The following is a 22,952-nucleotide window of genomic DNA, read 5'->3' on the forward strand; positions in this document are numbered from 1 at the left end:
TCTGGTTTCCTGTTATCTAAGACATTTGAGACAAATCAATTGTTCATTACGCGCACAAAAAAATCACAGCACAAGTCGGCGCATTCCTACATCAAAATCAGAGGAACACGGATGCGGTAGATTTTCCAGTTATGTAAATATTATTAAGAAAATTATGCAATGGAACAAGGAGCGAGCTGTGCTAAACGATTGCCGGATTGCTGACACAACTCAGGCGGCCATGCGCTATCTAGCCTACGATCCGCCAGTGCCGCCGATTGCCGCGATTCCCGACGAATTCCCCAAGCCGCCGCTGCAGGCGCCGGCCAGGTTCGGCGACCTGGTTGGCACATCGCGGCAGATGCGCCAGTTGTTTCGCTTGATCGCCAGGGTCGCACCGACCCATGCCAATGTCTTGATCGAAGGCGAAAGCGGCACCGGCAAGGAACTGGTCGCCCATACCCTTTACCTGATGAGCGGGCGCGCCGGTCAACCGCTGGTGGCCATCAATTGCGGTGCCATATCACCGCAATTGATGGAGGCTGAATTGTTCGGTCACGAACGCGGCAGCTTCACCGGCGCGGTAAAAAGCCGCGCGGGCTGCTTCGAGCGGGCCAATGGCGGCATTCTGTTCCTCGATGAAGTCACCGAAATGTCGATGGACATGCAGATCAAGTTGCTGCGTATACTGGAAACCGGCCGCTTTTGCCGGGTCGGTGCAGATACCGAGACGCAAGTAAAGGTGCGCGTGATCGCCGCCACCAACCGTTGTCCTCTACAAGCGGTGCGCGATGGCATCCTGCGCAGCGACCTGTATTACCGGCTGTCGGTGTTCCCCCTGCAGGTGCCGCCACTGCGCGAGCGCACCGAGGATGTCGGCTTGATGGCGAATGTCTTTCTCGAGCGCCTGAACCAGGAAGAGCGCACGGCCAAGGTGTTTTCGCAGGCTTCAAGAGAGTTCATGCAGGAATATTCCTGGCCGGGCAATGTACGGGAATTGAAGAATGCCGTGCAGCGCGCCTTCATCCTGGCCGACCACGAACTGGACCTGACCTTTGCCATGACGGCTGTTGCACCGGTGCAGCAGCCGGACGATCGGGGAGAGCATGAAAATTGTGTCACGCTGCAGGTGGGCAGCACCCTGGAAGATGCGCAGCGCCGCCTGATTTGCGCCACGCTCGGGCACTACCACGGTAACAAGACCCTGGCCGCCGCCGTGCTGGGGGTGAGCCTGAAGACCTTGTACAACCGCCTGAAGGAATATGAGTCCCGCCCGGGCGGGGCCAGCCATTCCGGCGTGCCGCCCCCCTCCAGGGTAAATTGCGCATGATGAACATCCTCGTCGTCGATGACCATGCCGTGGTGCGCGCAGGCGTGCACCATATTATCGGAGAAGCACGGATGCAGAAATCAAGCGCATTACGCGATGATGTATGTAAGGCAAGATTTTAGCGATCAGGAGCATCTCATGGGGCAAAATATCAGTACCTGCACGCGGTCTTCGCATATGCGGCCTGTCAATTCGCATTGCATCACTGCGTTTCACAAGTTCGCTTTGCAAAGGCAATCCCAGCATTTGCCTGTCGACAAGCCGGTACGGATTGCCGGACTGTATGGTCACAATCCACAACAAAACCAGATACTGGCGGCGCTGCCCGAAGCAGGATATGAAAGACTCGCGCCACACCTGGAACTGGTTTCCATGTCGTTAGGCATGGTCGTGACAGAAGCGGGGGCAAGCATGCAGCATGTCTATTTCCCCACCAGCAGTATCGTATCGATCCTGCATGACACCCGCGATGGCGCTTCCGCAGAAACCGCCTTGATCGGCAATGAAGGTCTGGTCGGTGTCGCGCAATGGATGGGGGGCGGCGCCATGTCCAGTCGGGCAGTTGTCACCAGTGCCGGCTATGGCTTTCGTCTCGGCGCAGCGCTGCTGCAGGAAGAGTTCGACCGCGGCGATGCATTGCAAAAGCATTTGCTGCGATTTACGCAAGCCTTGCTGACGCAAATGTCCCAAACCGCAGTGTGCAACCGGCATCATAGCGTGGCGCAGCAATTGTGCCATTGGCTGTTGCTGCGGCTGGATCGGCTGCCATCGAATGAACTGAGCATGACGCAGGAATTGATTGCCAATATGCTGGGTGTGCGTCGCGAAAGCGTGGCGGAAGCGGCAGGGCGCTTGCAGGACGAAGCGCTGATCCATTATAGCCGTGGTCACATCATCGTACTTGACCGCAGCGGCCTGGAAAGCCGGGTGTGCGAGTGCTACGCCGACGTCAAGCGAGAATATGCGCGGCTGTTGCCCGGTCGGGGGGCGGGATCGTCAGCCCCGGTGTGATTGCTGCTGCTTGTGAACTGCTGGAGTACGCTCAGGCAGCATACCCGGATATCTCGAGCGCGGCCGTCGCGCCGTCATCGGCTTGCAGGACCTTCGGCAAGCGGATCCTGATGCGGGTGCCGGATCCCGGCGTGCTGTCGATTTCATATAAGTGGAAGAACCAGAACCCGGCATCGCTTTTTCCTGGCGCTATGTGGTAGAGCGCACAGATAGCGGCTGCTTACCACCCTATATTGAAAATGCTTGATGGATGTTTAATTTTTTATTTTCCATGGGTGGTGATGATCATGAACAAGGACCAGATTAAAGGCAGGGCAAAAACCGTGGCGGGGAAAACCCAGCAACAGGCGGGTAAGGAGATGGATGATGAAGTACAGCAAGCAAAAGGCTTGACCAAGCAGGCGGCAGGAAAAATCCAGGAAACCTATGGCAAAGCCAAGGAAGCGGTACGCAAAGCAACCACGAAGGGGCATCACTAAAGCGTATTGATTCCATTCTTGCCACTGTATAAGGACAAACAATAAAAAGAGCGCTTGACGCTCTTTTTATTGTTGAAAAATAGGAATTTAAGCAAAGAAGCCTTACGATCGCAGAGTTTTTTACAATGTCTCGGTATTTCTTACGTTATTCCGGGAATAAAAGTATTAAACGCTGGTATTAACTTATGGATGAGAAATGATGGTTTGCAAAAGAATTCTGCAATTAAAATCCGCCTCATCGAACTGGCAAAATTTTATTTTTTGGAAGTAATTTATTTGCATCTGATGAACAAAAAAATACAAAAAATTTAAAAATTTCAAGTTGCCGATATTTGGATAAGTCGGCATGTCCTATGCATTGTTCATTCGCGAGATGACTCTCGCAATTCGAAACGACATGCATCAGCACGCAGTCACTTCACTTGCAGACAGGACGCATTGACGTTCAAACGGGGGAACTGGAACGAACACCGCTGGTGTGGAAGCCTGCAGTGAAAAACACAAGAATTGCAATGATCGTATGGCGCTTGCCGAAGCGCGCGGGAAATCTCACCTTGCTGACCTTCCTTAGGAGATATTCCCATGAGAAATTTTAGACATTGGCTCGCCGCATGGTGGCTGTCGTGTGTATCTTTGCTTCTGCTTTCCGCATGCGGTGGTGCACTTGACGCAGAAGCAACCAGATTTTCTGCCAGCCTGACAGGCGAACAGGAAGTTCCGCCTTCCGGCAGTCTCGCCACCGGTACCGGGGTTGTAACGGTTAACCCGGAGAACCGTTTATTGACGGCTACAGTGAATACGGCTGGCATTACCGGCACGGTTGCGCATATTCATGAAGGTGCCCGCGGCCAGAACGGGCCGGTGATTTTCCCGTTAACGCAAACTGCCACCGGTAGTGGTGTCTGGGTCGCCGGCGTAACGATCACTGATGCGCAACTCGCAACACTTCGGGCTGGCAATTATTATTTCAATGTGCATTCAGATGCTTTTCCCGGTGGCGAGATCCGCGGCCAGATCGTAGCTGATCAACCGGCTAGCGGCAGTACGACAACCACGACGGCAGGGGGGACGACCACTACCACGGCTGTGGGCGGTACGACCACGACGGCACCTGCGGTAACGTCCACCACAACGGGCGTCACGACCACCACAACGGCGACAACAGGGGAAACAACGACGACCTACGCGGGATAAGTGCGCATCTGTTATTTGGATTGCTGGGCCGCCAATCCAGTCAAGTGATGCGACAGGGATTGCAGACTGCACTCAAGCTGTAATTCCTGCCCGATTTTCTGCTGGGTTGCGATTGTGGAAAATGCTAGCGTGCCCTTCTTTTGTGGAGTTCAAGCGGAATCCCCCAGATGCCCAGTCCGCGCGCCTGGGCAATTTTTTCCATTGCACTATACGAAAATGGCGCATCCGGAAGCGCGACGGCCCAGCCTTTCTGCAGCATCCATTCACTCAAATCGTCATCGCCCGATGTGCAGCTGGCGATCAGGCTGCCGTCAGGGTTGGTGAACCTGGTCTGGCATCTCACGAAGTCGCCGCTGATCTTGAAATCCAGGGCAAGCGCGGCGCGACTACTGCAGCGCACCGGGCGGATGAAGGTATAACAGGTCTGATCGGTCGGCGGAATATAAATGCCGTACAGGTAGACAAGTCGACCGTCGATCTGCAATGCGCCATCCTCGCGAACGAATGCGTAGCTTGAAATATCCGCATCCGCCATTGCGGGTTGCATGATTAGCCCGATGAAAAATGCGGTCAAGTAATACAAACAGGGACTGCGGTTCATCGGGGTTCCATTCATCGCGTTCACCTTCAATCAAGCACCTGGCATAGCCACTTGCCATATTAATTGCCCTGCTATTTACCTATAATCGCGCCCGGGGCTGCATACTGACATTCAATTTATACTGCGCGAATGAAAATGGATACCGCATCGATTACTGGATTGATCCTTGCCGGCGGACGGGGTTCGCGCATGGGCGGCGTGGACAAAGGCTTGCAGATATTAAATGGCAAGCCGATGGTGGCCCATGTGATCGAGCGCCTGGCGCCGCAGGTGCAGGGGATGATGATTGTTGCCAACCAGAACCCGGAGGCCTATCAAAGCTTTGGCTATCCGGTCTGGCCGGATAGCCTGGCTGGATTTGCCGGCCCGCTGGCCGGCTTGCAGGAGGGGCTTTCGCATTGCGCCACGCCCTGGCTGGTTACGGCACCGTGCGATTCGCCTTTTTTGCCGGCCGATCTGGTCGGGCGTCTGGGCGATGCAGTGGTCGCGGCCGCTGCGGATTTGGCAGTCGCCGTCACCGGCAGCGGCGACTGCCGGCAGCCGCATCCAGTATTTTGCCTATTACAGACAGCCCTGTTGCCGCATTTGAACGCCTACCTGCAGGAAGGCGGGCGCAAGTTCGATGCATGGTATCGCTCGCTGCATGTCGTCGAGGTCGAATTTCCGAATGAAATGGCATTTCGCAACATTAATACGCTGGAAGAATTGCAGCGCTATCAGGCACAATAGCGCTTACCGATAACGGCGCCGCCCCAGTCCGAATAACACTTTTCTCCTGAACATGTCTCCTTCCTCCCTTGCCGAAGTTGTCAGCTGCCTGTCCGGCTATGATCCGGAAGCCTTGCCGGTTGAACAGGCACAGCAAATCATCCGGCAGTGCGTCGCCCCGGTCACTGGCATGGAAAGGCTGGCCTTGCGCAGCGCATTGGGCCGGGTGCTGGCCGAGGATATTGTGTCGCCGATTAATGTGCCGGCACACGACAATTCCGCCATGGATGGCTATGCGCTGCGTGGCGCCGATCTGTCCGCTGGACAGCCGGCGCACTTGCGCATCGTCGGCAAGGCGTTTGCTGGCGCCGGATTTGCCGGGCGGGTTGAGGCGGGCGCTTGCGTGCGCATCATGACCGGTGCGCCGATGCCGGATGGTTGCGACACGGTGGTGCCACAGGAATGCGTACAAGCGGCCACCGATGCTGCCGTCACGTTGCCGGCCGGGATCGTCAAGATGGGCGACAATCGTCGCCTGCAGGGCGAAGACTTGCGTGCTGGCAGTCCTGCGTTGTTGGCTGGAAGGACCTTGCGTCCGGCCGACCTGGGTTTGCTGGCATCACTCGGGATGGCCGAAGTGCCAGTGCGGCGGCGGCTGCGGGTGGCATTTTTTTCCGCCGGCGACGAATTGCGCTCGCTCGGCGAACCGCTGGCACCGGGCTGCGTGTATGACAGTAACCGCTATACCTTGTATGGCATGCTCGTGCGCCTGGGATGCGAAATCCTCGACATGGGCGTGGTCCGCGACGATCCGGCCGCACTGGAGGCGGCCTTGCGCTCGGCTTGCGAAAATGCCGATGTCATCATCACCTCCGGCGGCGTCTCGGTCGGCGAAGCCGATTACACCAAAGAAATCATGGCACAACTGGGCGACGTGCAATTCTGGAAGATCGCCATGCGCCCGGGCCGGCCGATGGCATTCGGCAGGATCGCCTCGAACGGCAGAAGCGCCTGGTTGTTCGGTTTGCCGGGCAATCCGGTCGCCGTCATGGTGAGTTTTTATTTTTTTGCGCGCCCGGCTTTGCTGAGCATGATGGGCGCCAGCGATGCGCCGCTGCCGCTGCTGCGGGTAGCAGCGCAATCGCCCATCCGCAAAAAGCCGGACCGCACGGAATACCAGCGCGGCATTCTCTCGCATGACAGCGAGGGCAGGCCACAGGTGCGCATCACCGGCGCGCAAGGATCCGGCATTTTGCGCTCAATGTCGGAAGCCAATTGCATGGTCATCCTGCCGCATGACCATGGCAGCGTACAAGCCGGTGATCCAGTCGATGTGTTGCTGTTTGAGGGCTTGATTTAGTGTTCGCCTGATTCCCCTTTATTCATCTGCCGCGAAAATCGCCGCGGTGCCCGTCGCGCTGGCCATCAGACTGACCATCGCGCTGCCAGTGGCCCCTGCCGCCATCCCGCCCCTGCCATTGCGGACGTCCACCATCGCGCCGCTGCCACTCCTGGCGTGGATGAGAATGATGGTGCGTGCCGGGCCGGACATTCCTGCTGTAGTTGAAGCGGACTGGCGGCGGCACGATCACCGGCGCAGGGGCGACATACACCGGCGGCTGGTAATACGGATAGGGGCGGCTGTAAGGATAGTAATTGCCGCTGGAAATATGGGCGCTCACTGTCGGTGCCGGATAATAGACAGTCTCGGCGTCATAAGGCACCGCCACGCATCCGGCCAGAAAAATGGGTGGGCAAAGGAGGGCGAGAAGACGTTTCATGTTGGCACCAAGAGGATCAATTCCTGCATATTGGATAACGGAATTGGTCGCGGGTTTGGCCTTATTACTTTCCCTTACAAATTGGGGCCTTGCACTGGCAGCTTGTGTGCGGTCCTTATGTCGGTGAGAAAAGCCGCCCAAGGCATGGTGAAAATTGGGGTATAATGGAGTGTTACTTCGGATAAGGACTTGGCTGCTACCCTGGACTTTCTGAAGCCTGAGGTGACGCGCAGATTGAATCAACTGCAGCGCGCCATGCACTTTCATTTTTTGTCGTTCGCACAAGAGCGACAGTTTCATCGTATTTTTCAAAGCGTTTGCATTTTCTCCCTGCAGTCGGGAGTGCGACCAGCGCGCATCGTCGCGAGCTGCTCCAGGACGACACTGATATTGTCGGCCAGACAAATGACTGCGTGTAACGCATGCCGCCAGTCCTGGTTGCTGCAATTTTTATAGGAGCCCGAATGGCTAAAGAAGAACTTCTTGAAATGAATGGCAAGGTTGCCGAAGTACTGCCCGATTCCCGTTATCGTGTTGATCTGGAAAACGGTCATCAATTGATCGCTTATACCTCCGGAAAAATGCGTCAGCATCACATCCGTATTCTGGCTGGTGACCGGGTTACCTTGGAACTGTCACCCTATGACCTGAGCAAGGGCCGTATTACTTTCCGTCATCTCGAGACCCGTGGACCCGGTGGCCCACGTCCGCAGCAGCGTCGCCGTCACTGACGCCTGCATCCCTCCTTCTGCCGGCTTCCGATTTTCAACAGGAGCCGGTATTGCAAACAGGCCAAAATTGCTACACTAGACAGTGTTCAGGCTTGTTCGTTCTTAAAGAAGGAGTTTCCCCTGTTTCCCCTGATTAAAGTCGATGACGTAACTCACGTCATCCAGCTCGCCGTCGCGCCGGTATTCCTGCTGACCGCCGTGGGCACCTTCATCAGCGTGCTGACCAGCCGACTGGCGCGCATCGTCGACCGCATCCGTATCCTCGAAATAAAGCAAGAGGAGCTGGCGCTGGAAGAAGCTGCGTTCAAGGATGTTGAACTGAGCTTGCTCGGCCGTCGCCTGCTACTCATATATATTGCACTCACCTGCAAGGTTTCATGCGGCCTGATTGTCGGCATGATCATCGCCAGCGCATTCATTGATGCCTTCCTGGCGATCAAACTCGCTACCTTTATCGCTGCTCTTTTCGTACTGGCAATGGTCGCTTTCATCGGTGGCCTGGCGGCCATGCTGCGTGAAATTTTCCTGGCAGTGCAAAGTACCCGGGCCAGCATGCGCTTTCGCAGATAGGCCGCAGATAGGCCGCAGCGAGCCGGGGCATGATATTAGAAAACTTCGAACTCCGACAGGCCGATCCAGCCGCTTGCCTGGTCGACACGAAATTTGACCCAGCTGACATTTTTGGCACTGAAATTCACGCTGAGCGGGCTGCCATCGTTGGGCAGGGCGCCGACCTGGATGCTGGAGCCGTCGCTAAATAGCAGGGTGCCGCCGAGGATCTGGTCGTTCAGGTTGGGACGGTCATACAAAATCACTTGCTTGACCGCCGTCGCGACACTCCACTTGAGCTGGATCCAGGCGCCGACATTTTCGCCATTGGTGGTCCATTCGCGGGAATAGTCGCCCGGATAGCCGGTCGCCCAGCCATCGACGGCCTTGATGCCGAGCTGGCCGGTGGCGGGATTCTCACTGGAAACGGTCACGGTCGACGCCCGCGCCTTGTTGGCGAATGGCGTGAATTTCTCCGTGGTGCCAGCGAAATAGGCGCTGCATTTCAGGTCGAGCATGCCATAGCTGGCAACTGTAAGGTAGCGGCCGCTGCTGCTCTTGTAGGAGACCTTGCCAGACGCGAGGGTCTCGGTGAAGGTTTCAAAAGTCGAGATTGTCCTGGCAGTGGCACCGACAGTGCTGCCGCCACCGTTGGCGCAGCTCAGGTAATTGCCGTTTTCCGCCTGCAGGGCGACTTTGCCGTTGGCCAAAGGAATGCGGGTGAGGCCTGTGCAGGCCGCGATCGTCGCGGTATCCGCCTTCAGGCTGGCGCCGCCGCAGGCACCATTGGTCGGGTCCTGGTCAAGATACTTGCCAGTCGAATTCGTCATGTGTTGCTTGCTGCCGGTGGCGGGATTGCCGCCTTCCATCACGTAATCGGCGCCGCTGGGAATGATCGCGGCATTCCTGCAATAGGCAGCCTCGGCATACTGCATGGTCGGCTTTTCGCCAAGGATGGCGCCGCCATCGCCTTTCGGGCGTGTCCACTGGGCCTTGATGTAAGGAAAATCGGCGCAATTGGCCGGTGTCAGGGCGTAATATTCGGCCCACTGGACGCTGTGGCGACCAAGTGCGACCGCGCCATCCGGTGCCTGGATCTGGCCGATATACGTGACGGTAGGCGTGACGGTGCTCATGTCGATCACGTAGCCGCTGTAGGCGGTGCCGCGCTCGTTGACCACGCGCAGACGGTAGGTCTTGCCAACCACCCAGGGGTAGGCCTTGAAACATTGCATCCCGACACCTTCGTCGCCGAAAGGCTGGCAGCTTGCACCCGGCGCAGCCGTGGCGGCGGTGGCGTTCCAGATCGAGAACATGACGCCTTTATTGTTCAGGGTGAGGGTATTGGTTTGCAGGCCGATGTAGCCACCGCTCTTGTAGCCACCGTTGGCGTCTTCCAGCCCGAACTGGTGCGACAGGAACCAGCCGGTGGTTGAGCCTGGATCGGCGAGGAATTTCAGGTCGGTTTCCAGTGTTGTGGGAGCGCCCGGATAACTCCATCCCAGATAGGGTAAGGAGAGATTATGGGATTTTGGGGTGCTTTGGGCAGCAGCGGTGCCACTATGGAGGCAAAGGCTGGTGCCCAGCAATAGCCCCAGCAACTTGAATGCACGTGATAATTTCATTGCCATACTCCCTGGAAATTGGAATTTTTATTGCACTGCAATTTGTCCATGATTATCTTGCGTTGCATTAATTGCAATGCAAATATAGCCTTTTAGGCAACTTTGGTATGCTTTCATGGTGATATCAGATATGCAAATGTTGCATAACTAACATGATTTTCAGGGGCAAAAAAAGGGCTGCCCGCAGCGAAAACACGAGGGGAGGGGAATGTTCAGGAGGACCAGTCGGTTGGTAGTGATTCCTTCAATTTCTTGGGCGAACTGGCGTATGGCGTCTTTTTGAGGTCAAAAAAACAACATTCATGGATTATCGAAGGCGCTGCAATTTGCATTGATTGACGCTTGGAGCGGGTCTCTTGTATGCTGCGCGAACTTCACCGCGGCAAGATTTTTGTCGCTGCATCTATGCGCCTGGGTACTGCGGCATTCACTTTTCAACAGGGCGCGAGCGCGCCGTCATCATGACGCAAGTAAATAATGTAAATGTCGTCGTCGAAACACCTGCGGCGCAGGATCGACTGTTTTTTCTGGATGGATTGCGTGGATGGGCGGCACTGATGGTGGTGTTAAGTCACTTGCTGGTGTTTTTCGTGTCGCACACCTCATTGACTTACCAGGGCTGGTACTGGGCTTTTCCCACCGATGGCAACCTGGCGGTGTTCATCTTTTTCGTTCTTTCCGGTTTTGCCCTGTCGATAGGTTATATCCAGACCAGTCGCATGAGCCTCCTCACCGCACTGTGCGCGCGGCGCTACCTGCGGCTGGCCATTCCCATCCTGTGCGCGTCGCTGTTTGCCTACCTGTTGCTCGCGGCCAGGCTGTTTTACAACATCGATGCCGGCAAAGCGATCGGCAACAACTGGTTGACCAATTTTTACGGTTTTGCGCCGGATTTGTATGAAAGCCTCAAGTTCGGCTTGTATGACGTGTTCATGTCGGGTGATGCGGCGCGCTCGTACAACCCGATTCTGTGGACCATGCCCATCGAACTGTTTGGCTCATTCATCGTGTTTGCGATTTGCGCGCTCTTCCTGTATTTGAAAAAGCGCCTGTTTTTCATTGCGGCAATTCTGCTCTATTTTGTCCTGAGCAAAAATAACTATTACCTTTCGTTTGTCGCCGGCATGTGCATCGCGCTGTGTTACCACCATCGCGAAAAAGCGGTATTCAGGAAAATCCATTTTGCCTTGCCGCTGCTGCTGATCGGGGCGGTGTATTACTCGAGCATCAGCCTGCGCGGGCGCGGACTGGCGGTGCCGCAAATAGTGCGCGCCGATTTCCTCTCGATCCTTGCCGCCAGCGCCATGGTATTCGCCGCAGCATTTTATCGGCCCTTCCGCCGTTTTCTTGAAAACCCGGTGTCGCGCTACCTCGGCAGCATTTCATTCCCGATCTATCTCACGCACTTCATCGTGATTTGCACTTTTTCCAGTGGTTTTCTCTTGTATCTGAGAGGCACGGCGCAAGGCTATACGGAAACCAATGTGCAGATGAACGTGGCGGCGAGCCTGCTGGTCTGTTTTGTCATCGCGCATCTTTTTCGCCACGTCGAAACGCTCGCCATCTTTGTCGCCAGACGATTTTCCGAATACATGCAAAAGTAGCGGATCAGCGGTAGCGCGATTCGACCAGGTCGATTTCGCGTACCAGCTTGCGTGAGGTGGCGTCGGAAATGCGCGATTGCCGCGCCAGGTTGAAAATTTCTTCGCGTTCGGCGCCCAGACCGGCCAGGCGGAGGGCGCGTTCGGCCTGGTCGGCCTTGTGCAATTGTGCGGCCTCGCGCTCGCCGCCGCTACCGGCCACCCGGCGCTGATACAGGCCGATCACGCGGGCTGCGGCCTGGGTGTGGATGTCGGCGCTGGCGGCATCGTGCGGCAATCGCTGCTGCGCCCGCTCAATGGCAGCAATGGCCGCGCTGGCAGCATGCCGGCGCGCCAGATCCTCTTCCTGCAGTTCGGCGGTTTCTTCCGGCAGTTCCAGCCCCCGCAGCAAGCGGCGCAGAGCGATACTGGCCGTAACCATCGTCACCAGAATCACTGCTGTGGCCAGGAAGATCGCCAGGTCGCGCGAGGGAAAGGGCGCGCGCTGTTGCGGATTCTCCAATTTCCTTGCGGCGGCCTGAACCGGGGGCGTCGCCATGCCGTCTAAACCTCGTTGCGGAAATTCAAAATATTGCATCACGCAAGCCTGATTTTCGTTCAGGAAAAATACGGGAGTGTCCCGTTCGCGAGACAGGCATTCAGGGCAAGGAGCACAGGACATGACGGCGATAGTGCGGATCGACGATGAAGTCGTGGGCGTCGAGGATTTCATCAAGATATTGAAACTGACCAACCAGTTCCAGGGCCTGATCGAGCAACTGGTGCGCGACAAGCTGACCGTACGCGCGGCGAAAAGGCAGGGCATCAGCGTTTCGGCCGAGGAGATCCAGGAGCGCGCCGACCAGTTCCGTCGCATCCAGGGCTTGCACCGCGCCGCCGAGACCAACCATTATTTCGACGCGCTGGGCATCAGCCTGGATGATTTCGAGGCATTCATCACCGACAGCCTGTACCAGGAAAAGATGATGGAGCAAGTCTGCAGCGAACGCGCAGTGGAAGGGTACTTCAAGCTGCACTCGCCGAAGTTCGACAGCATCGAGGTCAGCCACATCGTCCTGGATACCGAAGGCAAGGCGAAGGAAATGATCTCTTTCCTGCGGGAAGATCCGGACAGTTTCGCCGAGATGGCGCGCGAGCATTCGATCGCCGACACGCGCGAGCATGGCGGTCTGATCGGCAAGGTCTTGCGCGGTTCGCTCAAGACCGATGTCGAGGCCAAGGTGTTCAATGCAGCGGTGGGCGACCTGCTCGGTCCGTTTCCTTCGCCCGACGGCGAATTTCATGAAATCTTCGCGGTGAATGCCAAATACCCGGCCACGCTGGACGAGGATACCTCGACAGAGGTGCGCCGCCTGCTGCGCGAGGAATGGCTGCAGGCGCGCGCGCAGGAGCACATCATCGAGACGCATTGATAGTGGACGCTTCGCCACCCCCGCCCGCCGGCGCGCAAAGCCTGGCCGATTTCCTCGGTACGGTCGAGCTGCTGGCACCTTTTTCGCGCACTGCGCTGGAACGCCTGGCCGCGCAGGCGCAGTCGCGTCTGTTTGCCTTCGGCGACAGCGTCTGCAATGCCGGCGACCCGGCCGATGGCTTGTATGTGGTCAAGGCGGGCTCGGTGCGGGTGTTTACCGAAGAGCGCGGCAAGGAAACCAGCCTGGGCGTGCGCAAGGCGGGCGAGGTGTTCGCCGAGCTGGCGATGTTGCGCGAGCACCGGCATGAATATTCGGTGCGCGCCTCCGGCAAGACCGAGCTGCTGTTGATCCCGCGCGACGCTATCGCGCCGCTGCTGGCGCAAAATCCGCCGGCGCTGGATTTCATCGCCAGTTATGTGGCGATCAGTTCGGCCGGCGGCGTGGTGGCGCGCCTGTTCGACCTCAAGGGCAAGGTCAGCAAGGGCGAGCTGGAGGAGTTCGTGCGCAGTGTCGGCGTCAAGCGGGTCACCGCCGGCAAGGACATTCTCAAACAGGATGCACGCGAGGACCGCCGCCTGTACGTGGTGCGCCACGGCCAGGTAAAGATCGTGCGCAGCGAGGGCGGCGACGATTATCTGCTGGCGAACCTGGGACCGGGCGATATCTTTGGCGAAAAGGCTTGCCTGATGCGGCAGGAGCAGATGGCTACCGTCAGCGCCGTCAGCGATGCCACGCTACTGGTGATCCCGGAAAAGACCGTGCACCTGATCCTCGAGCGCAATCCCAAGCTGCGCGAGGTGCTGGAAGAGCGCATGCGCCACATCGAGCGCGAGCTGGAGCGGCAAAAGAAGCTGGCCGAACGGCGCAAGCGCCCGGTGGTGCTCGACCTCCAATCGAAACCCGAATTCGGCGAACGCTTGATCCGCCGTTTCGCCTGGGTCGAGCAGGCCGAGGAAATGGATTGCGGTGCCGCCTGCCTGGCGATGGTCTGCCGCCATTACGGCATCCCCATGACCCTGGGCAAGCTGCGCGAGCTGGCCAATGTCACCACGGCTGGCGCTACCCTGGACAGCCTGGCGCGTGCCGCTGAATCGCTTGGTTTCACCGCCCGCGGCGTGCAGTGCACGTTCGAGGCATTGCATGGCTTCGAGCTGCCTTTCATTGTGCATTGGGAGGGCTACCACTACGTGGTGGTGTACGGCGTTTCCAAAGACCAGGTGTGGCTGGCCGACCCGGCGCTGGGCTTTCGCAAGCTGAACGTGGCCGATTTCGAAAAAGGCTGGAGCGGCACCTGCCTGCTGTTTACCCCGGGCCAGGACATGGCGCAACTGGCGGCGGCGCGCTCGCCCTGGGTGCGCTTCGTCGCCTACCTGCAGCCTTACCGCAAGATCCTCGGGCACCTGTTCCTGGCGACCTTCGTGATCCAGGTGCTCGGCCTGGTGCCGCCGGTGATCATCCAGAACATCCTGGACGGCGTGATCGTGCACCAGAACGTCAGCCTCTTGCACCTGCTGATCCTGGGCCTGGTGATCTCCAATCTGTTTACCCTGCTGATGTCGACGGTCCGCGCCTTCCTCGCCAATTTCATGGTGCGCAACATGGATTTCGCCATGATGTCGCACTTCTTCAAGCATGCGATGTCCCTGCCGTTTTCTTTCTTCGCCAAGCGCAAGACCGGCGACATCTTCGCCCGCTTCCAGGAAAACCAGACCATCCGCGCCTTCCTTACCGAATCGACGGTGACCACGGTGCTGAACCTGTTGATGGTGTTCATCTATTTCACCATCATGTTTTTCTACAATGTGAGGATGACGCTGTTGCTGATCGCTTTCGTCGTGCCGATCATCGCGCTGACCGTGCTCGCCACGCCCAGGCTGAAGAATTACGCCCGTGAAGTGTTCAACGTCTCCACCGATGCCAAGTCGTTTTTGATGGAGGCGCTGGGCGGCGTCGAAACCATCAAGGGCATGGGCATCGAGCGCCCGGTGCGGCTGAAGTGGGAACGCAAGTATGCCAAGGCGCTCGACGTGCAGTACCGCGCGCAAACCTTCCATATCCTGATCTCGCTGGCCGGCCAGTTGCTCAACTCCGCCACTACCATCGCCATCCTGTGGATGGGCGCCAGCCTGGTGCTGGCGCGCGAGCTGACCATCGGCCAGTTGATCGCCTTCAATGCCTTGATGGGCAGCGTGCTGGCGCCGTTGATGGGACTGGTCGGCTTGTGGAGTCAGTTGAACGATGCCGGCGTGGCCATGGAGCGGCTGGGCGACGTGCTCGACATGGAACCCGAGCAAAGGCCGGAAGACTTGCCCTCGCGCGTGCTGCTGCCCGACCTGCAGGGCGATATCCGGCTGGAAGGGATTTATTTTCGCTACGGCGGCGACGAGACTGCCTACGTCCTGGAAAACATCAACCTGGATATCAAGCCGGGTGAACTGGTGGCGATTGTCGGGCGCAGCGGTTCCGGCAAGACGACCCTGGCCAAGCTGCTGGTGGGCTTTTACCCGCCTACCGAAGGCAAGATGATGGTGGATGGTTATGAAATGAGCCTGATCGACAAGGGCTATTATCGCGCCCAGGTCGGCTATGTCATGCAGAGCAACCTGCTGTTTTCCGGCACGGTCGCCGAAAACATCGCCAGCGGCGAAGACAGTCCGGACCGCCGGCGCATCGAGGAAGTTGCCAAGATGGCCGATGCGCATGCCTTCATCAGCAAGCTGCCATTGCGCTACGAACAGGTGGTGGGCGAGCGTGGAGTCGGCTTGTCGGGCGGGCAGATCCAGCGCCTGTGCATCGCCCGCGCGCTCTACCACGATCCGAAGCTGCTGATCTTTGATGAAGCGACCTCGGCGCTGGACACTCAGTCCGAAAGTAATATCATCGGCAACATGAGTGAAATCCTCAAGGGACGCACCGCCGTCATCATTGCGCACCGCCTCTCTACCATCATGCGCGCCGACAAGATCGTCGTCCTGTATGAAGGCGCCATCGTCGAGCAGGGACGGCACGAAGAACTGGTGGAAAGGAAGGGCATGTATTACCAGTTGGTGCAGAAACAATTGAGCACCGGTTAATCAGGCTCGGGGTAATCAAGCTGAGGATTAGCGATGAAAATACTCGATCAGGACGTGCAGGGCGGATCGGCCCTGTCCTATGCCGGCTTGCTGGAAAAGATCGAGATCCTGCGCTCGCGCCTGCGCTGGGCCTCGCGCCTGGAGCGGCCGGAAATCGAAAAGCTGCTGCGGCAGGCCAATGCCCTGCGCGACGAAGTCATGCAACTGTCGCACAAGGAGCGCTTCGTGCAGGCGGCCAGCGGCGAGGGCGTGCGCGTGGTGCAGTCGCCGGGCGAGCGCCGGCGCGCGCTGCTGGCGCGCAGCTTCGTCTTCGAGGGCACCTTTGGCGACAACCCGCGCTTGCTGGATGCGCTGGAAGTGGCGGAAAAGGCCGCGCCCACCGATTTGCCGGTGTTGATCGATGGTGAGAGCGGCACCGGCAAGGAGTTGATGGCGAAGGTCATCCACGCCAATGGCTCGCGCGCCGACAAGCCCTACATCTCGGTCAACTGCGGCGCGATTCCGGAAAACCTGCTGGAGTCGGAACTGTTCGGCCACAGGAAAGGCGCCTTTACCGGCGCCGTCAACGACCGCAAGGGCAAGTTCGAAAGCGCCCACCGCGGCACCATCTTCCTCGACGAAATCGGCGAATTGCCCTTGGCCGGGCAGGTGAAGCTGTTGCGCGTGCTGCAGTCGCATGAAATCCAGCGCGTCGGCGCCGACGAGGCAATCTCGGTGGATACCCGCATCGTCGCCGCCACCAACCGGAACCTGCGCAAGCAGTGCGAAGAGGGCAGTTTTCGGGAAGACCTGTTTTACCGCCTGAGCGTGATCCACGTCAGCCTGCCGCCGCTGCGCGAGCGCAAGGATGAAATTCCCTTATTGTTCGCCTATTTCTGCGACGAGGCGGCCGAGGCCCTGAAGCGGCGCCCGGTGAAGATGACGCCGCGCCTGCGCGATTTTCTGGTGAATTACCCGTATCCAGGCAATATCCGCGAATTGCGCAATCTGATTTACCGGATTTCCTGCCTGGGCGGGGATACTGCCGGTGTCGAGCACTTGCCGGTGGATATACGTCCGCAGCAGCAATCAGCGACCGATGCGCTTGCCGCCGGCACAGCGGCCAGCAGCCTCGCCGGCAGTGGTGCGGCGTCGCTCAGCGATGCCAAGCGCGCCGCCAGCGACGAGGCTGAGCGCGCTTTCCTTGAGCGCGGCTTGCGCGAAGTCGGCGGCACCGTAACCGAGCTGGCGCGGCGCTGCGACATGAACCGTTCGCATTTGCAGATGCTGCTGAAGAAGCACGGCATCCATTCCAAGGATTTCCGTCATCACGAAGTGCCGCCGCAGGAGGAGAAAAGAGTCTGAGAGACCATCTCGTTCCACAATTTCATGTCACCCCGTAAATTCAAACTGAATACAGGATCAATCATGGCAACCAGCACCCTGGACCTGGACAACACCCCGGAACCGGACAATCAGCTCGGCAAGGGGCACGGCAACAAGTCGCTCGGCCCGAGCGGCAGTTCCGACAGCGGCAGCGATATACAAGCCGGGTTGTGGCCAATTGATGAACCGGAACTAGGACTTGGTCTCGACCGCGGCACTTCGGAAGATTCAGATACGCACAGCATTGAGGCCAGCGATGGCAACGAAGATTCCACCGGTACCGGTGAAGCGTCTACCGCTGGCCGCGAAGCCGATGTCGAGTTGAATGCCGATATCGACTTCGACCGCATCGACCAGATCAATCCCGAGGAAGAGGACAACCTGGATGCGTCGGCAGAGGAGTTGCCGCGACCACGACGGCCGGAGTCGAAGCAGCGACCACAGCGTTGAGCTTAGTGCGGCCGACCAGCAGCGGCCCGCGTCAGGTTACGGTAAAACCGATCTTCGACCGTCCTGCCGTGGCCAGGTACAGGCGCATCGCGATTTTGGCCATGCTACCGTAGCCATAGGCATAGCCCAAATGCACGAAGGCAGGACGCTGGCAGCGTGACCGTTTTGTGTTCAGCACGGCTATGGCCGCCGAGGCTTAGCGTTGCCCGCACCGCTCGCATCGTGCTGTCATCGCGCTCAAATGCTGCGCCGACCGCCGCCGCGTTACAATACATAGATGCAAGAAATCGATATTAAAATGATGCAGGTTTTTGTGGAGATCTACAAATTTCGTAGCGTCTCCCAGGCGGCGGTAAGCCTTGGCCTATCGCAGCCTACCATTTCTTTTGGTCTGGCGAAGCTGCGCGAGCACTATCAGGACCCCTTGTTCGTCCGCACTTCGGTCGGCATGGGGCCAACCGCTTTTTCCACCCAACTGTACGAAAGCGCGGTCGACCTGCTTGCATCTTTCGAAGCGGTCTCGAAACAGCGCAATTCCTTCGACCCCGCGTTGACGAAACAGGCTTTTCAGATCGCCATGACCGATCTCAGCCAGATTGTGCTGCTTCCCGATTTGTTGAACAGGCTGCGCAGCGCCGCACCCGGAGTCACGATTCGTATCGTCCCCATTGATGAACATACTGCTGCTCAGCTGGAGACCGGCGATACGGATCTGGCGGTCGGCTTCATGCCTCAGCTTGATGCCGGGTTTTATCAGCAAAAGTTGATTACCCAACATTACGTGGGGCTTGCCGCGCTCGATCATCCGCGCTTGCCCGTGCAGCCCTCTGTTGAAGATTACCTGGCTGAAGGCCACGTGCTCGTGACGACCTTGGGCACCGGCCACGGATTGGTCGAACGAATGTTGCGCTCTCATGGAGAGCGACGCATCGTACTTGAGGTGCCCAGCTATCTTGGCCTTACCAGCATTATCCGACGCACGGATCTGCTGGCGACCGTGCCCCAGCGTCTCGCCGAGCTGATCGTCGCCGATGCCTCGATTCGCCAGTTCCCGCTTCCTTTCGATGTCTCCTTTTACCAGATCAAGCAGCACTGGCACGAACGCAGTCATCGTGATGCCGCCCACCGCTGGCTGCGTTCTCTGCTGACTGAACTTTTCCTCGAGCATTCAGGCAGCGAATAACCCGCATCGCCTTCCTTCTGTTTCCCGCTGTGCTTCCTTGAGGTTGTCAAATTGGCATTTCCCCGGGCGCCTCATGCCGAGCGCCCCATAGAAGATTCCGATAAGGCGTATTGATTGCGCTTTATGGACGCGGCTTGCCTGAGTCCCTAGACTAAATCAATTAAATTTTTCCGATGCGGCATTTGGTTTCTGGGCGAGCACGTTCTTCATCCATCATCTTTTTCTGGAAGCTCCCGGCAATCTGATGTTGAGCGATCACCTTATTTTTTCGCATCCCAACTTTTGAGGCATGTCATGTTCAACAAAGAAAAGCTGGTTCGTTTTCAGCACTGTGATCCCGCCGGCATCGTGTTTTATCCGCAGTACATCATCCTCTTTCATGAACTGATGGAAGACTGGTTCAATGAAGGTCTGGGCGTGAATTATGCCGAGTCCATCATGCAACGCCGGATGGGGCTGCCCATTGTCAAGCTGGAATGTGAATTCCTTGCGCCCGGCTTCATGGGTAATGTTCTCGCAATGCAGCTCGAAGTCAAACATCTCGGCACGAGCTCGGTGACCCTTGGGGTGAGGGCGAGCATAGCCGGGCGAGAATGTGTCCGGGCGACGTTAAAGCTTGTGCATACCTCGCTGGCGGAATTGAAGGCCGTGCCTATTCCGGCGGCGTTGCGTGAATTAATGCTTCAGTTCCATTCGCCGACAGCGTGATGCAACAAGCATAGATCAACCTGCGCACGATCCACATAAGCTGCAAAGGCAGCCTTCGTTTCAACCACCTCACTTAATATGGATACTTTCATGGCCAAGAGAAAAGTCATCATCACCGTCGCCCCTACCGGCGGCATGGCAAATAAAAGCCAGAATCCACATCTTCCGACGCAACCGGACGAGATTATTGCCGATGTCGTGCGTTGCTATAACGCTGGTGCCAGCGTGGTGGCAGTTCATGCGCGTCGCCCGGACGATGGCGCAACCTGTGATGCGGCGATCTATCGCAGGATAAATGAAGGAATCCGTGCGCAGTGCGACATCATCATTAACAATTCGACCGGTGGCGGCGTCAACGGCGACATGATCAAGCCGATTGATGATGGATTTTGGGAAATCGCCTTCGAGGAACGCCTGAAAGGACTGGAGGCGGGCGCCGAAATGTGCACGCTCGATTCGCATACGATCATTGCCAGTTTCGCCGGCAGGGAACACTTGTTGAATACGGCGCCTTCACGCTGCCTCGAACTTGCCCGACTGATGAAGGAAAAGGGGATCAAGCCGGAATGGGAGGTATTCAATCCCGCACACATCCTGCAGGACATGGCGACCCTGATCGCCGCCGGATACGACCAGGCGCCGTACTATTGCAATATCGTGATCGGCGCGGAGAAGGGCTTCCAGGGTGGCTTGCCCTACACACCGCAAATTCTGCAGATGATGGTGGATTTGCTGCCCAAGGATTCCCTGTTCTGTGTCAGCGCGATCGGCGCAAAGCAGTTGCCTGCAACGGTCCATGCATTGTTGCTGGGAGGGCATGTCCGCGTAGGACTGGAAGATAATCTCTATTATCGGCATGGCGAACTTTCCACCAATGTCGCGCAGGTCGAACGCATCGTCCGCATCATCCGCGAGATGGACATGGAGCCGGCCACCCCGGCGGAGGCGCGCGAAATGATGGGGTTGCCACGGAATGACGTGAGTGTCCGACCGCAGTTCGCAATCGCTTGAGTCCCAATCGACTTGAGCCACAACACACACTTCATCCATTCGTTTTAATGATTTACTAACACAGTAAACATACGAGGAGACAAAAATGCATTCGAAATTAAAAAATCTGTCTGTTGCGGCTACTGCAACGGCTTTTCTGGCATTCAGTCAGTTCGCCCATGCGGAAATTTCCGGTGACGTTGTCAGGATCGGATTCATTACCGATATGTCTGGCGGCTTTGCCGATCCCGACGGGCCGGGCGGGGCGCACGCCATCAGAATGGCAATTGCCGACTTCGGTGGCACGATGAATGGCAAGAGCATCGAATTGCTCACTTTCGATCACCAGAACAAGGCCGACAATGCGGCTTCCAAATCCCGTGAATGGTTTGATCAGCAAGGAATTGATGTACTGATCGGCGGGACCAATTCCGCCGCAAGCCTGGCGATGGCAAAAATTGCGGCGGAAAAGAAAAAGCCCTTCATTGCCATCGGGTCGGGCTCGGCGCGACTTACCAATGAAGAATGCTCGCCCTATACCGTGCACTATGCGTATGATACTGTCGCCCTGGCCCGGGGCACCGGTTCTGCCTTGTTCAAACAGGGTGGGAAAAGCTGGTACTTCCTGACCGCCGACTATGCATTCGGCAAGTCCCTGGAAAGCGAAGCCGCCAAAATCGTCAAGGAAACCGGCGGGACGATTACTGGCACCATCAAGCACCCGATCGCGACATCCGATTTTTCCTCATTCCTGTTACAGGCACAGAATTCCAAGGCGCAGGTTCTGGGATTGGCCAACGCCGGGGATGATACCGTCAATGCCGTCAAGTCCGCTTACGAATTCGGCATTAACAAGTCGATGAAGCTCGCTGCGCTCATATTCACCATCAATGACATCCACGCACTGACGCTGCCAATTGCCAAGGATATGTACTTAACCGATCACTGGTATTGGGATATGAACCCGGAGACGCGTAAATGGGCGCAGCGTTATTTCGGCAAAATGAAGAAAATGCCTTCCAGCTTTCAAGCGGCAGATTATTCTGCGGTGACGCAATATCTTGTAGCGGTAAAGGCGACGGCTACGGACAACCCGGACAAGGTTCTTGCCTACTTGAAAAGCGCCAAGCTCAATGATCTTTATGTAAAGAATGGCTATATACGCGCTGATGGCCGCATGATGAATAATTTGTATCTCATGCAAGTCAAGGCGCCTGCCGAATCAAAGTATCCGTGGGATTATTACAAAATCGTGGAAACCATCCCGAGCGAGAAGGTGTATACGACCAAAGCCGAATCCAAATGCGCTCTTTGGAAATGATTTTGTCCAAAGAATTTATGGAGGAATGATCATGACACAACGGGCATTGATAACGGCCGGCGCAAGCGGCATTGGCCTGGCGATCGCCAAGGTATTGGCGGACGATGGTGCACGCGTTCACATTGCGGATATCAATGCCCAGGCTGTCAAGGAAGTCACCGAGGCTGACACCCGGATTACCGGATCGGTAACGGATATCAGCGATCACGATGCGGTGCGGCGTCTCTTCGAAGATGTGATGCGGGAACTCGGCGGCTTGGATACCCTTGTCAACAATGCGGGCCTCGCCGGACCCACCGCGCCAGTCTCGGAATATGATGCCGCCGCATGGCACGCAGTGATCAACGTGAATCTGAATGGCACTTTCTATGTAACCCAGCAGGCGATTCCTCTTTTAAAGCAATCCAGCCAGGCTTCGATCATCATCATGTCCTCGCTGGCCGGCCGCTTCGGGTATCCCAATCGGGCCGCATACTCTACAAGCAAATGGGGCCTGGTGGGTTTAGCCAAGACGCTTTCTCTGGAACTCGGACCCTGCGGCATCACATGCAATACGATTCATCCGGGCGCCGTCGACGGTCCACGCCTGGGCAGTGTGTTCGAAGGACGTGCCAAAGCTTCCGGCCGTACTGTGCAAGAAGAAGCTGATCTTGCCTTGAATAACCAGTCCATTAAAAAATTTGTTGATCCCGCCGATATCGCGGAATTAGTGAGGTTTCTTTCGGGTAAACATGCTCGCACCATCTCCGGCCAGGCTTTCCCTATTGATGGCGATTCGAAATCTGCGCAATGAGGGATCTTTCCTCGATGAAATCGGCGAATTGCCCTTCCCGGATTTGAGCAGGCAGTTGAGCGGGCAG

The 22,952-nt window shown here is 57.3% G+C and carries 24 protein-coding genes; 19 read left to right on the forward strand and 5 right to left on the reverse strand.

Translation table 11 applies throughout. The annotated features are described in order from the left end of the window. The first annotated feature begins 220 nt into the window (after positions 1-220). From D3878_RS01205 to D3878_RS01220, 5 genes are all read left to right on the forward strand, one after another. Positions 221-1,309, forward strand: coding sequence for a sigma-54 interaction domain-containing protein (locus tag D3878_RS01205; protein WP_119783818.1), 1,089 nt, complete (start codon positions 221-223; stop codon positions 1,307-1,309). Continuing rightward, entirely contained in the window at positions 1,306-1,431 is a 126-nt protein-coding gene (locus D3878_RS24540; RefSeq protein WP_274381890.1) for a hypothetical protein, read from the forward strand. The genes D3878_RS01205 and D3878_RS24540 overlap by 4 nt, the downstream gene beginning before the upstream one ends. A 124-nt stretch (positions 1,432-1,555) precedes the next feature. Further along, positions 1,556-2,320, forward strand: coding sequence for a Crp/Fnr family transcriptional regulator (locus D3878_RS01210; RefSeq protein WP_233556190.1), 765 nt, complete (start codon positions 1,556-1,558; stop codon positions 2,318-2,320). Positions 2,321-2,607: 287 nt separating this feature from the next. Next, a complete protein-coding gene (locus D3878_RS01215; RefSeq protein ID WP_119787635.1) occupies positions 2,608-2,799 on the forward strand; it encodes a CsbD family protein in 192 nt (63 codons plus the stop codon). Between the two features lie 582 nt (positions 2,800-3,381). Then, positions 3,382-3,993 carry a CHRD domain-containing protein gene (locus D3878_RS01220; RefSeq protein ID WP_119783819.1) on the forward strand — a complete coding sequence of 204 codons (612 nt, stop codon included), beginning with the start codon at positions 3,382-3,384 and terminating at the stop codon, positions 3,991-3,993. 124 nt (positions 3,994-4,117) lie between these two features. Here the strand turns inward: D3878_RS01220 and D3878_RS01225 are convergent, their stop codons facing one another. Then, a complete protein-coding gene (locus D3878_RS01225) occupies positions 4,118-4,540 on the reverse strand; it encodes a thermonuclease family protein (protein ID WP_158592142.1) in 423 nt (140 codons plus the stop codon). Between the two features lie 189 nt (positions 4,541-4,729). Here D3878_RS01225 and mobA point away from each other — a divergent pair, with 189 nt between their 5' ends. Both mobA and moeA read left to right on the forward strand, forming a co-directional pair. Continuing rightward, positions 4,730-5,323, forward strand: a complete 594-nt coding sequence (gene mobA / locus D3878_RS01230; RefSeq protein WP_119783821.1) for a molybdenum cofactor guanylyltransferase MobA — start codon at positions 4,730-4,732, stop codon at positions 5,321-5,323. A 52-nt stretch (positions 5,324-5,375) separates the two neighbouring features. Then, positions 5,376-6,662, forward strand: coding sequence for a molybdopterin molybdotransferase MoeA (gene moeA, locus D3878_RS01235; RefSeq protein ID WP_119783822.1), 1,287 nt, complete (start codon positions 5,376-5,378; stop codon positions 6,660-6,662). A 22-nt stretch (positions 6,663-6,684) separates the two neighbouring features. Here the strand turns inward: moeA and D3878_RS01240 are convergent, their stop codons facing one another. Further along, positions 6,685-7,083: a hypothetical protein gene (locus tag D3878_RS01240; protein ID WP_147383857.1), complete on the reverse strand. Its 399-nt coding sequence runs from the start codon at positions 7,081-7,083 to the stop codon at positions 6,685-6,687. A gap of 464 nt (positions 7,084-7,547) precedes the next feature. Here D3878_RS01240 and infA point away from each other — a divergent pair, with 464 nt between their 5' ends. Together infA and D3878_RS01255 are read left to right on the forward strand one after the other, a co-directional pair. Beyond that, complete coding sequence (gene infA / locus D3878_RS01250; protein ID WP_119783825.1) at positions 7,548-7,814, forward strand: translation initiation factor IF-1; 267 nt, start codon at positions 7,548-7,550, stop codon at positions 7,812-7,814. 159 nt (positions 7,815-7,973) lie between these two features. Continuing rightward, positions 7,974-8,384 carry a DUF2721 domain-containing protein gene (locus D3878_RS01255; RefSeq protein ID WP_274381935.1) on the forward strand — a complete coding sequence of 137 codons (411 nt, stop codon included), beginning with the start codon at positions 7,974-7,976 and terminating at the stop codon, positions 8,382-8,384. A 35-nt stretch (positions 8,385-8,419) separates the two neighbouring features. On the opposite strand, the gene D3878_RS01260 is transcribed toward D3878_RS01255, so the two are convergent. After that, positions 8,420-9,988, reverse strand: a complete 1,569-nt coding sequence (locus D3878_RS01260; protein WP_158592144.1) for a DUF7402 domain-containing protein — start codon at positions 9,986-9,988, stop codon at positions 8,420-8,422. Between the two features lie 461 nt (positions 9,989-10,449). On the opposite strand from D3878_RS01260, the gene D3878_RS01265 reads away from it, so the two are divergent. Further along, a complete protein-coding gene (locus tag D3878_RS01265) occupies positions 10,450-11,592 on the forward strand; it encodes an acyltransferase family protein (RefSeq protein ID WP_119783828.1) in 1,143 nt (380 codons plus the stop codon). 4 nt (positions 11,593-11,596) lie between these two features. On the opposite strand, the gene D3878_RS01270 is transcribed toward D3878_RS01265, so the two are convergent. After that, on the reverse strand, positions 11,597-12,127 hold the full coding sequence (locus D3878_RS01270; RefSeq protein WP_119783829.1) for a cation:proton antiporter family protein: 531 nt from the start codon (positions 12,125-12,127) through the stop codon (positions 11,597-11,599). 121 nt (positions 12,128-12,248) lie between these two features. On the opposite strand from D3878_RS01270, the gene D3878_RS01275 reads away from it, so the two are divergent. The 4 genes from D3878_RS01275 to D3878_RS01290 all read left to right on the forward strand — a co-directional run bounded on the left by D3878_RS01275 (position 12,249) and on the right by D3878_RS01290 (position 17,890). Continuing rightward, on the forward strand, positions 12,249-13,001 hold the full coding sequence (locus D3878_RS01275; RefSeq protein WP_119783830.1) for a peptidylprolyl isomerase: 753 nt from the start codon (positions 12,249-12,251) through the stop codon (positions 12,999-13,001). Beyond that, the gene (locus tag D3878_RS01280) at positions 12,956-16,075 is read left to right on the forward strand and encodes a peptidase domain-containing ABC transporter (protein ID WP_119783831.1); all 3,120 of its coding nucleotides are present in this window, start codon (positions 12,956-12,958) and stop codon (positions 16,073-16,075) included. The genes D3878_RS01275 and D3878_RS01280 overlap by 46 nt, the downstream gene beginning before the upstream one ends. Positions 16,076-16,108: 33 nt before the next feature. Next, positions 16,109-17,419, forward strand: a complete 1,311-nt coding sequence (locus D3878_RS01285; RefSeq protein ID WP_119783832.1) for a sigma-54 interaction domain-containing protein — start codon at positions 16,109-16,111, stop codon at positions 17,417-17,419. A gap of 63 nt (positions 17,420-17,482) precedes the next feature. Next, entirely contained in the window at positions 17,483-17,890 is a 408-nt protein-coding gene (locus D3878_RS01290; protein WP_119783833.1) for a hypothetical protein, read from the forward strand. A gap of 31 nt (positions 17,891-17,921) precedes the next feature. Here D3878_RS01290 and D3878_RS23640 read toward each other — a convergent pair whose 3' ends face one another. After that, complete coding sequence (locus D3878_RS23640; RefSeq protein WP_158592145.1) at positions 17,922-18,068, reverse strand: hypothetical protein; 147 nt, start codon at positions 18,066-18,068, stop codon at positions 17,922-17,924. Between the two features lie 99 nt (positions 18,069-18,167). Between D3878_RS23640 and D3878_RS01295 the strand changes: the two genes are divergently transcribed. The 5 genes from D3878_RS01295 to D3878_RS01315 all read left to right on the forward strand — a co-directional run bounded on the left by D3878_RS01295 (position 18,168) and on the right by D3878_RS01315 (position 22,885). Then, positions 18,168-19,073 carry a LysR family transcriptional regulator gene (locus D3878_RS01295; RefSeq protein WP_119783834.1) on the forward strand — a complete coding sequence of 302 codons (906 nt, stop codon included), beginning with the start codon at positions 18,168-18,170 and terminating at the stop codon, positions 19,071-19,073. Between the two features lie 294 nt (positions 19,074-19,367). Beyond that, complete coding sequence (locus D3878_RS01300; RefSeq protein ID WP_119783835.1) at positions 19,368-19,781, forward strand: acyl-CoA thioesterase; 414 nt, start codon at positions 19,368-19,370, stop codon at positions 19,779-19,781. A gap of 90 nt (positions 19,782-19,871) precedes the next feature. After that, positions 19,872-20,792 (forward strand): beta-keto acid cleavage family enzyme, encoded by a 921-nt coding sequence (locus D3878_RS01305; protein ID WP_119787636.1) that lies wholly within the window; start codon positions 19,872-19,874, stop codon positions 20,790-20,792. Between the two features lie 85 nt (positions 20,793-20,877). Continuing rightward, on the forward strand, positions 20,878-22,092 hold the full coding sequence (locus tag D3878_RS01310) for an ABC transporter substrate-binding protein (RefSeq protein ID WP_119783836.1): 1,215 nt from the start codon (positions 20,878-20,880) through the stop codon (positions 22,090-22,092). Between the two features lie 31 nt (positions 22,093-22,123). Beyond that, positions 22,124-22,885, forward strand: coding sequence for an SDR family oxidoreductase (locus D3878_RS01315; RefSeq protein ID WP_119787637.1), 762 nt, complete (start codon positions 22,124-22,126; stop codon positions 22,883-22,885). Positions 22,886-22,952 lie beyond the last annotated feature (67 nt).

The sequence above is a fragment of the Noviherbaspirillum sedimenti genome (assembly GCF_003590835.1).
GTDB classification, from domain to species: domain Bacteria; phylum Pseudomonadota; class Gammaproteobacteria; order Burkholderiales; family Burkholderiaceae_D; genus Paucimonas; species Paucimonas sedimenti.

Excerpts from the sequence above, each read along its gene's own strand:
- D3878_RS01280 (WP_119783831.1), top strand. The coding sequence starts at position 12,956 with ATGGCTGCAGGCGCGCGCGCAGGAGCACATCATCGAGACGCATTGATA.
- D3878_RS01220 (WP_119783819.1), top strand. The coding sequence starts at position 3,382 with ATGAGAAATTTTAGACATTGGCTCGCCGCATGGTGGCTGTCGTGTGTA.
- D3878_RS01275 (WP_119783830.1), top strand. The coding sequence starts at position 12,249 with ATGACGGCGATAGTGCGGATCGACGATGAAGTCGTGGGCGTCGAGGAT.
- D3878_RS01310 (WP_119783836.1), top strand. The coding sequence starts at position 20,878 with ATGCATTCGAAATTAAAAAATCTGTCTGTTGCGGCTACTGCAACGGCT.
- D3878_RS01215 (WP_119787635.1), top strand. The coding sequence starts at position 2,608 with ATGAACAAGGACCAGATTAAAGGCAGGGCAAAAACCGTGGCGGGGAAA.
- D3878_RS01240 (WP_147383857.1), bottom strand. The coding sequence starts at position 7,083 with ATGAAACGTCTTCTCGCCCTCCTTTGCCCACCCATTTTTCTGGCCGGA.
- D3878_RS01305 (WP_119787636.1), top strand. The coding sequence starts at position 19,872 with ATGGCCAAGAGAAAAGTCATCATCACCGTCGCCCCTACCGGCGGCATG.
- D3878_RS01265 (WP_119783828.1), top strand. The coding sequence starts at position 10,450 with ATGACGCAAGTAAATAATGTAAATGTCGTCGTCGAAACACCTGCGGCG.
- D3878_RS24540 (WP_274381890.1), top strand. The coding sequence starts at position 1,306 with ATGATGAACATCCTCGTCGTCGATGACCATGCCGTGGTGCGCGCAGGC.
- D3878_RS01285 (WP_119783832.1), top strand. The coding sequence starts at position 16,109 with ATGAAAATACTCGATCAGGACGTGCAGGGCGGATCGGCCCTGTCCTAT.
- D3878_RS01205 (WP_119783818.1), top strand. The coding sequence starts at position 221 with ATGCGCTATCTAGCCTACGATCCGCCAGTGCCGCCGATTGCCGCGATT.
- D3878_RS01260 (WP_158592144.1), bottom strand. The coding sequence starts at position 9,988 with ATGAAATTATCACGTGCATTCAAGTTGCTGGGGCTATTGCTGGGCACC.
- D3878_RS01300 (WP_119783835.1), top strand. The coding sequence starts at position 19,368 with ATGTTCAACAAAGAAAAGCTGGTTCGTTTTCAGCACTGTGATCCCGCC.
- D3878_RS01225 (WP_158592142.1), bottom strand. The coding sequence starts at position 4,540 with ATGCAACCCGCAATGGCGGATGCGGATATTTCAAGCTACGCATTCGTT.
- mobA (WP_119783821.1), top strand. The coding sequence starts at position 4,730 with ATGGATACCGCATCGATTACTGGATTGATCCTTGCCGGCGGACGGGGT.
- moeA (WP_119783822.1), top strand. The coding sequence starts at position 5,376 with ATGTCTCCTTCCTCCCTTGCCGAAGTTGTCAGCTGCCTGTCCGGCTAT.
- D3878_RS01270 (WP_119783829.1), bottom strand. The coding sequence starts at position 12,127 with ATGGCGACGCCCCCGGTTCAGGCCGCCGCAAGGAAATTGGAGAATCCG.
- D3878_RS01295 (WP_119783834.1), top strand. The coding sequence starts at position 18,168 with ATGCAAGAAATCGATATTAAAATGATGCAGGTTTTTGTGGAGATCTAC.
- infA (WP_119783825.1), top strand. The coding sequence starts at position 7,548 with ATGGCTAAAGAAGAACTTCTTGAAATGAATGGCAAGGTTGCCGAAGTA.
- D3878_RS01315 (WP_119787637.1), top strand. The coding sequence starts at position 22,124 with ATGACACAACGGGCATTGATAACGGCCGGCGCAAGCGGCATTGGCCTG.
- D3878_RS01290 (WP_119783833.1), top strand. The coding sequence starts at position 17,483 with ATGGCAACCAGCACCCTGGACCTGGACAACACCCCGGAACCGGACAAT.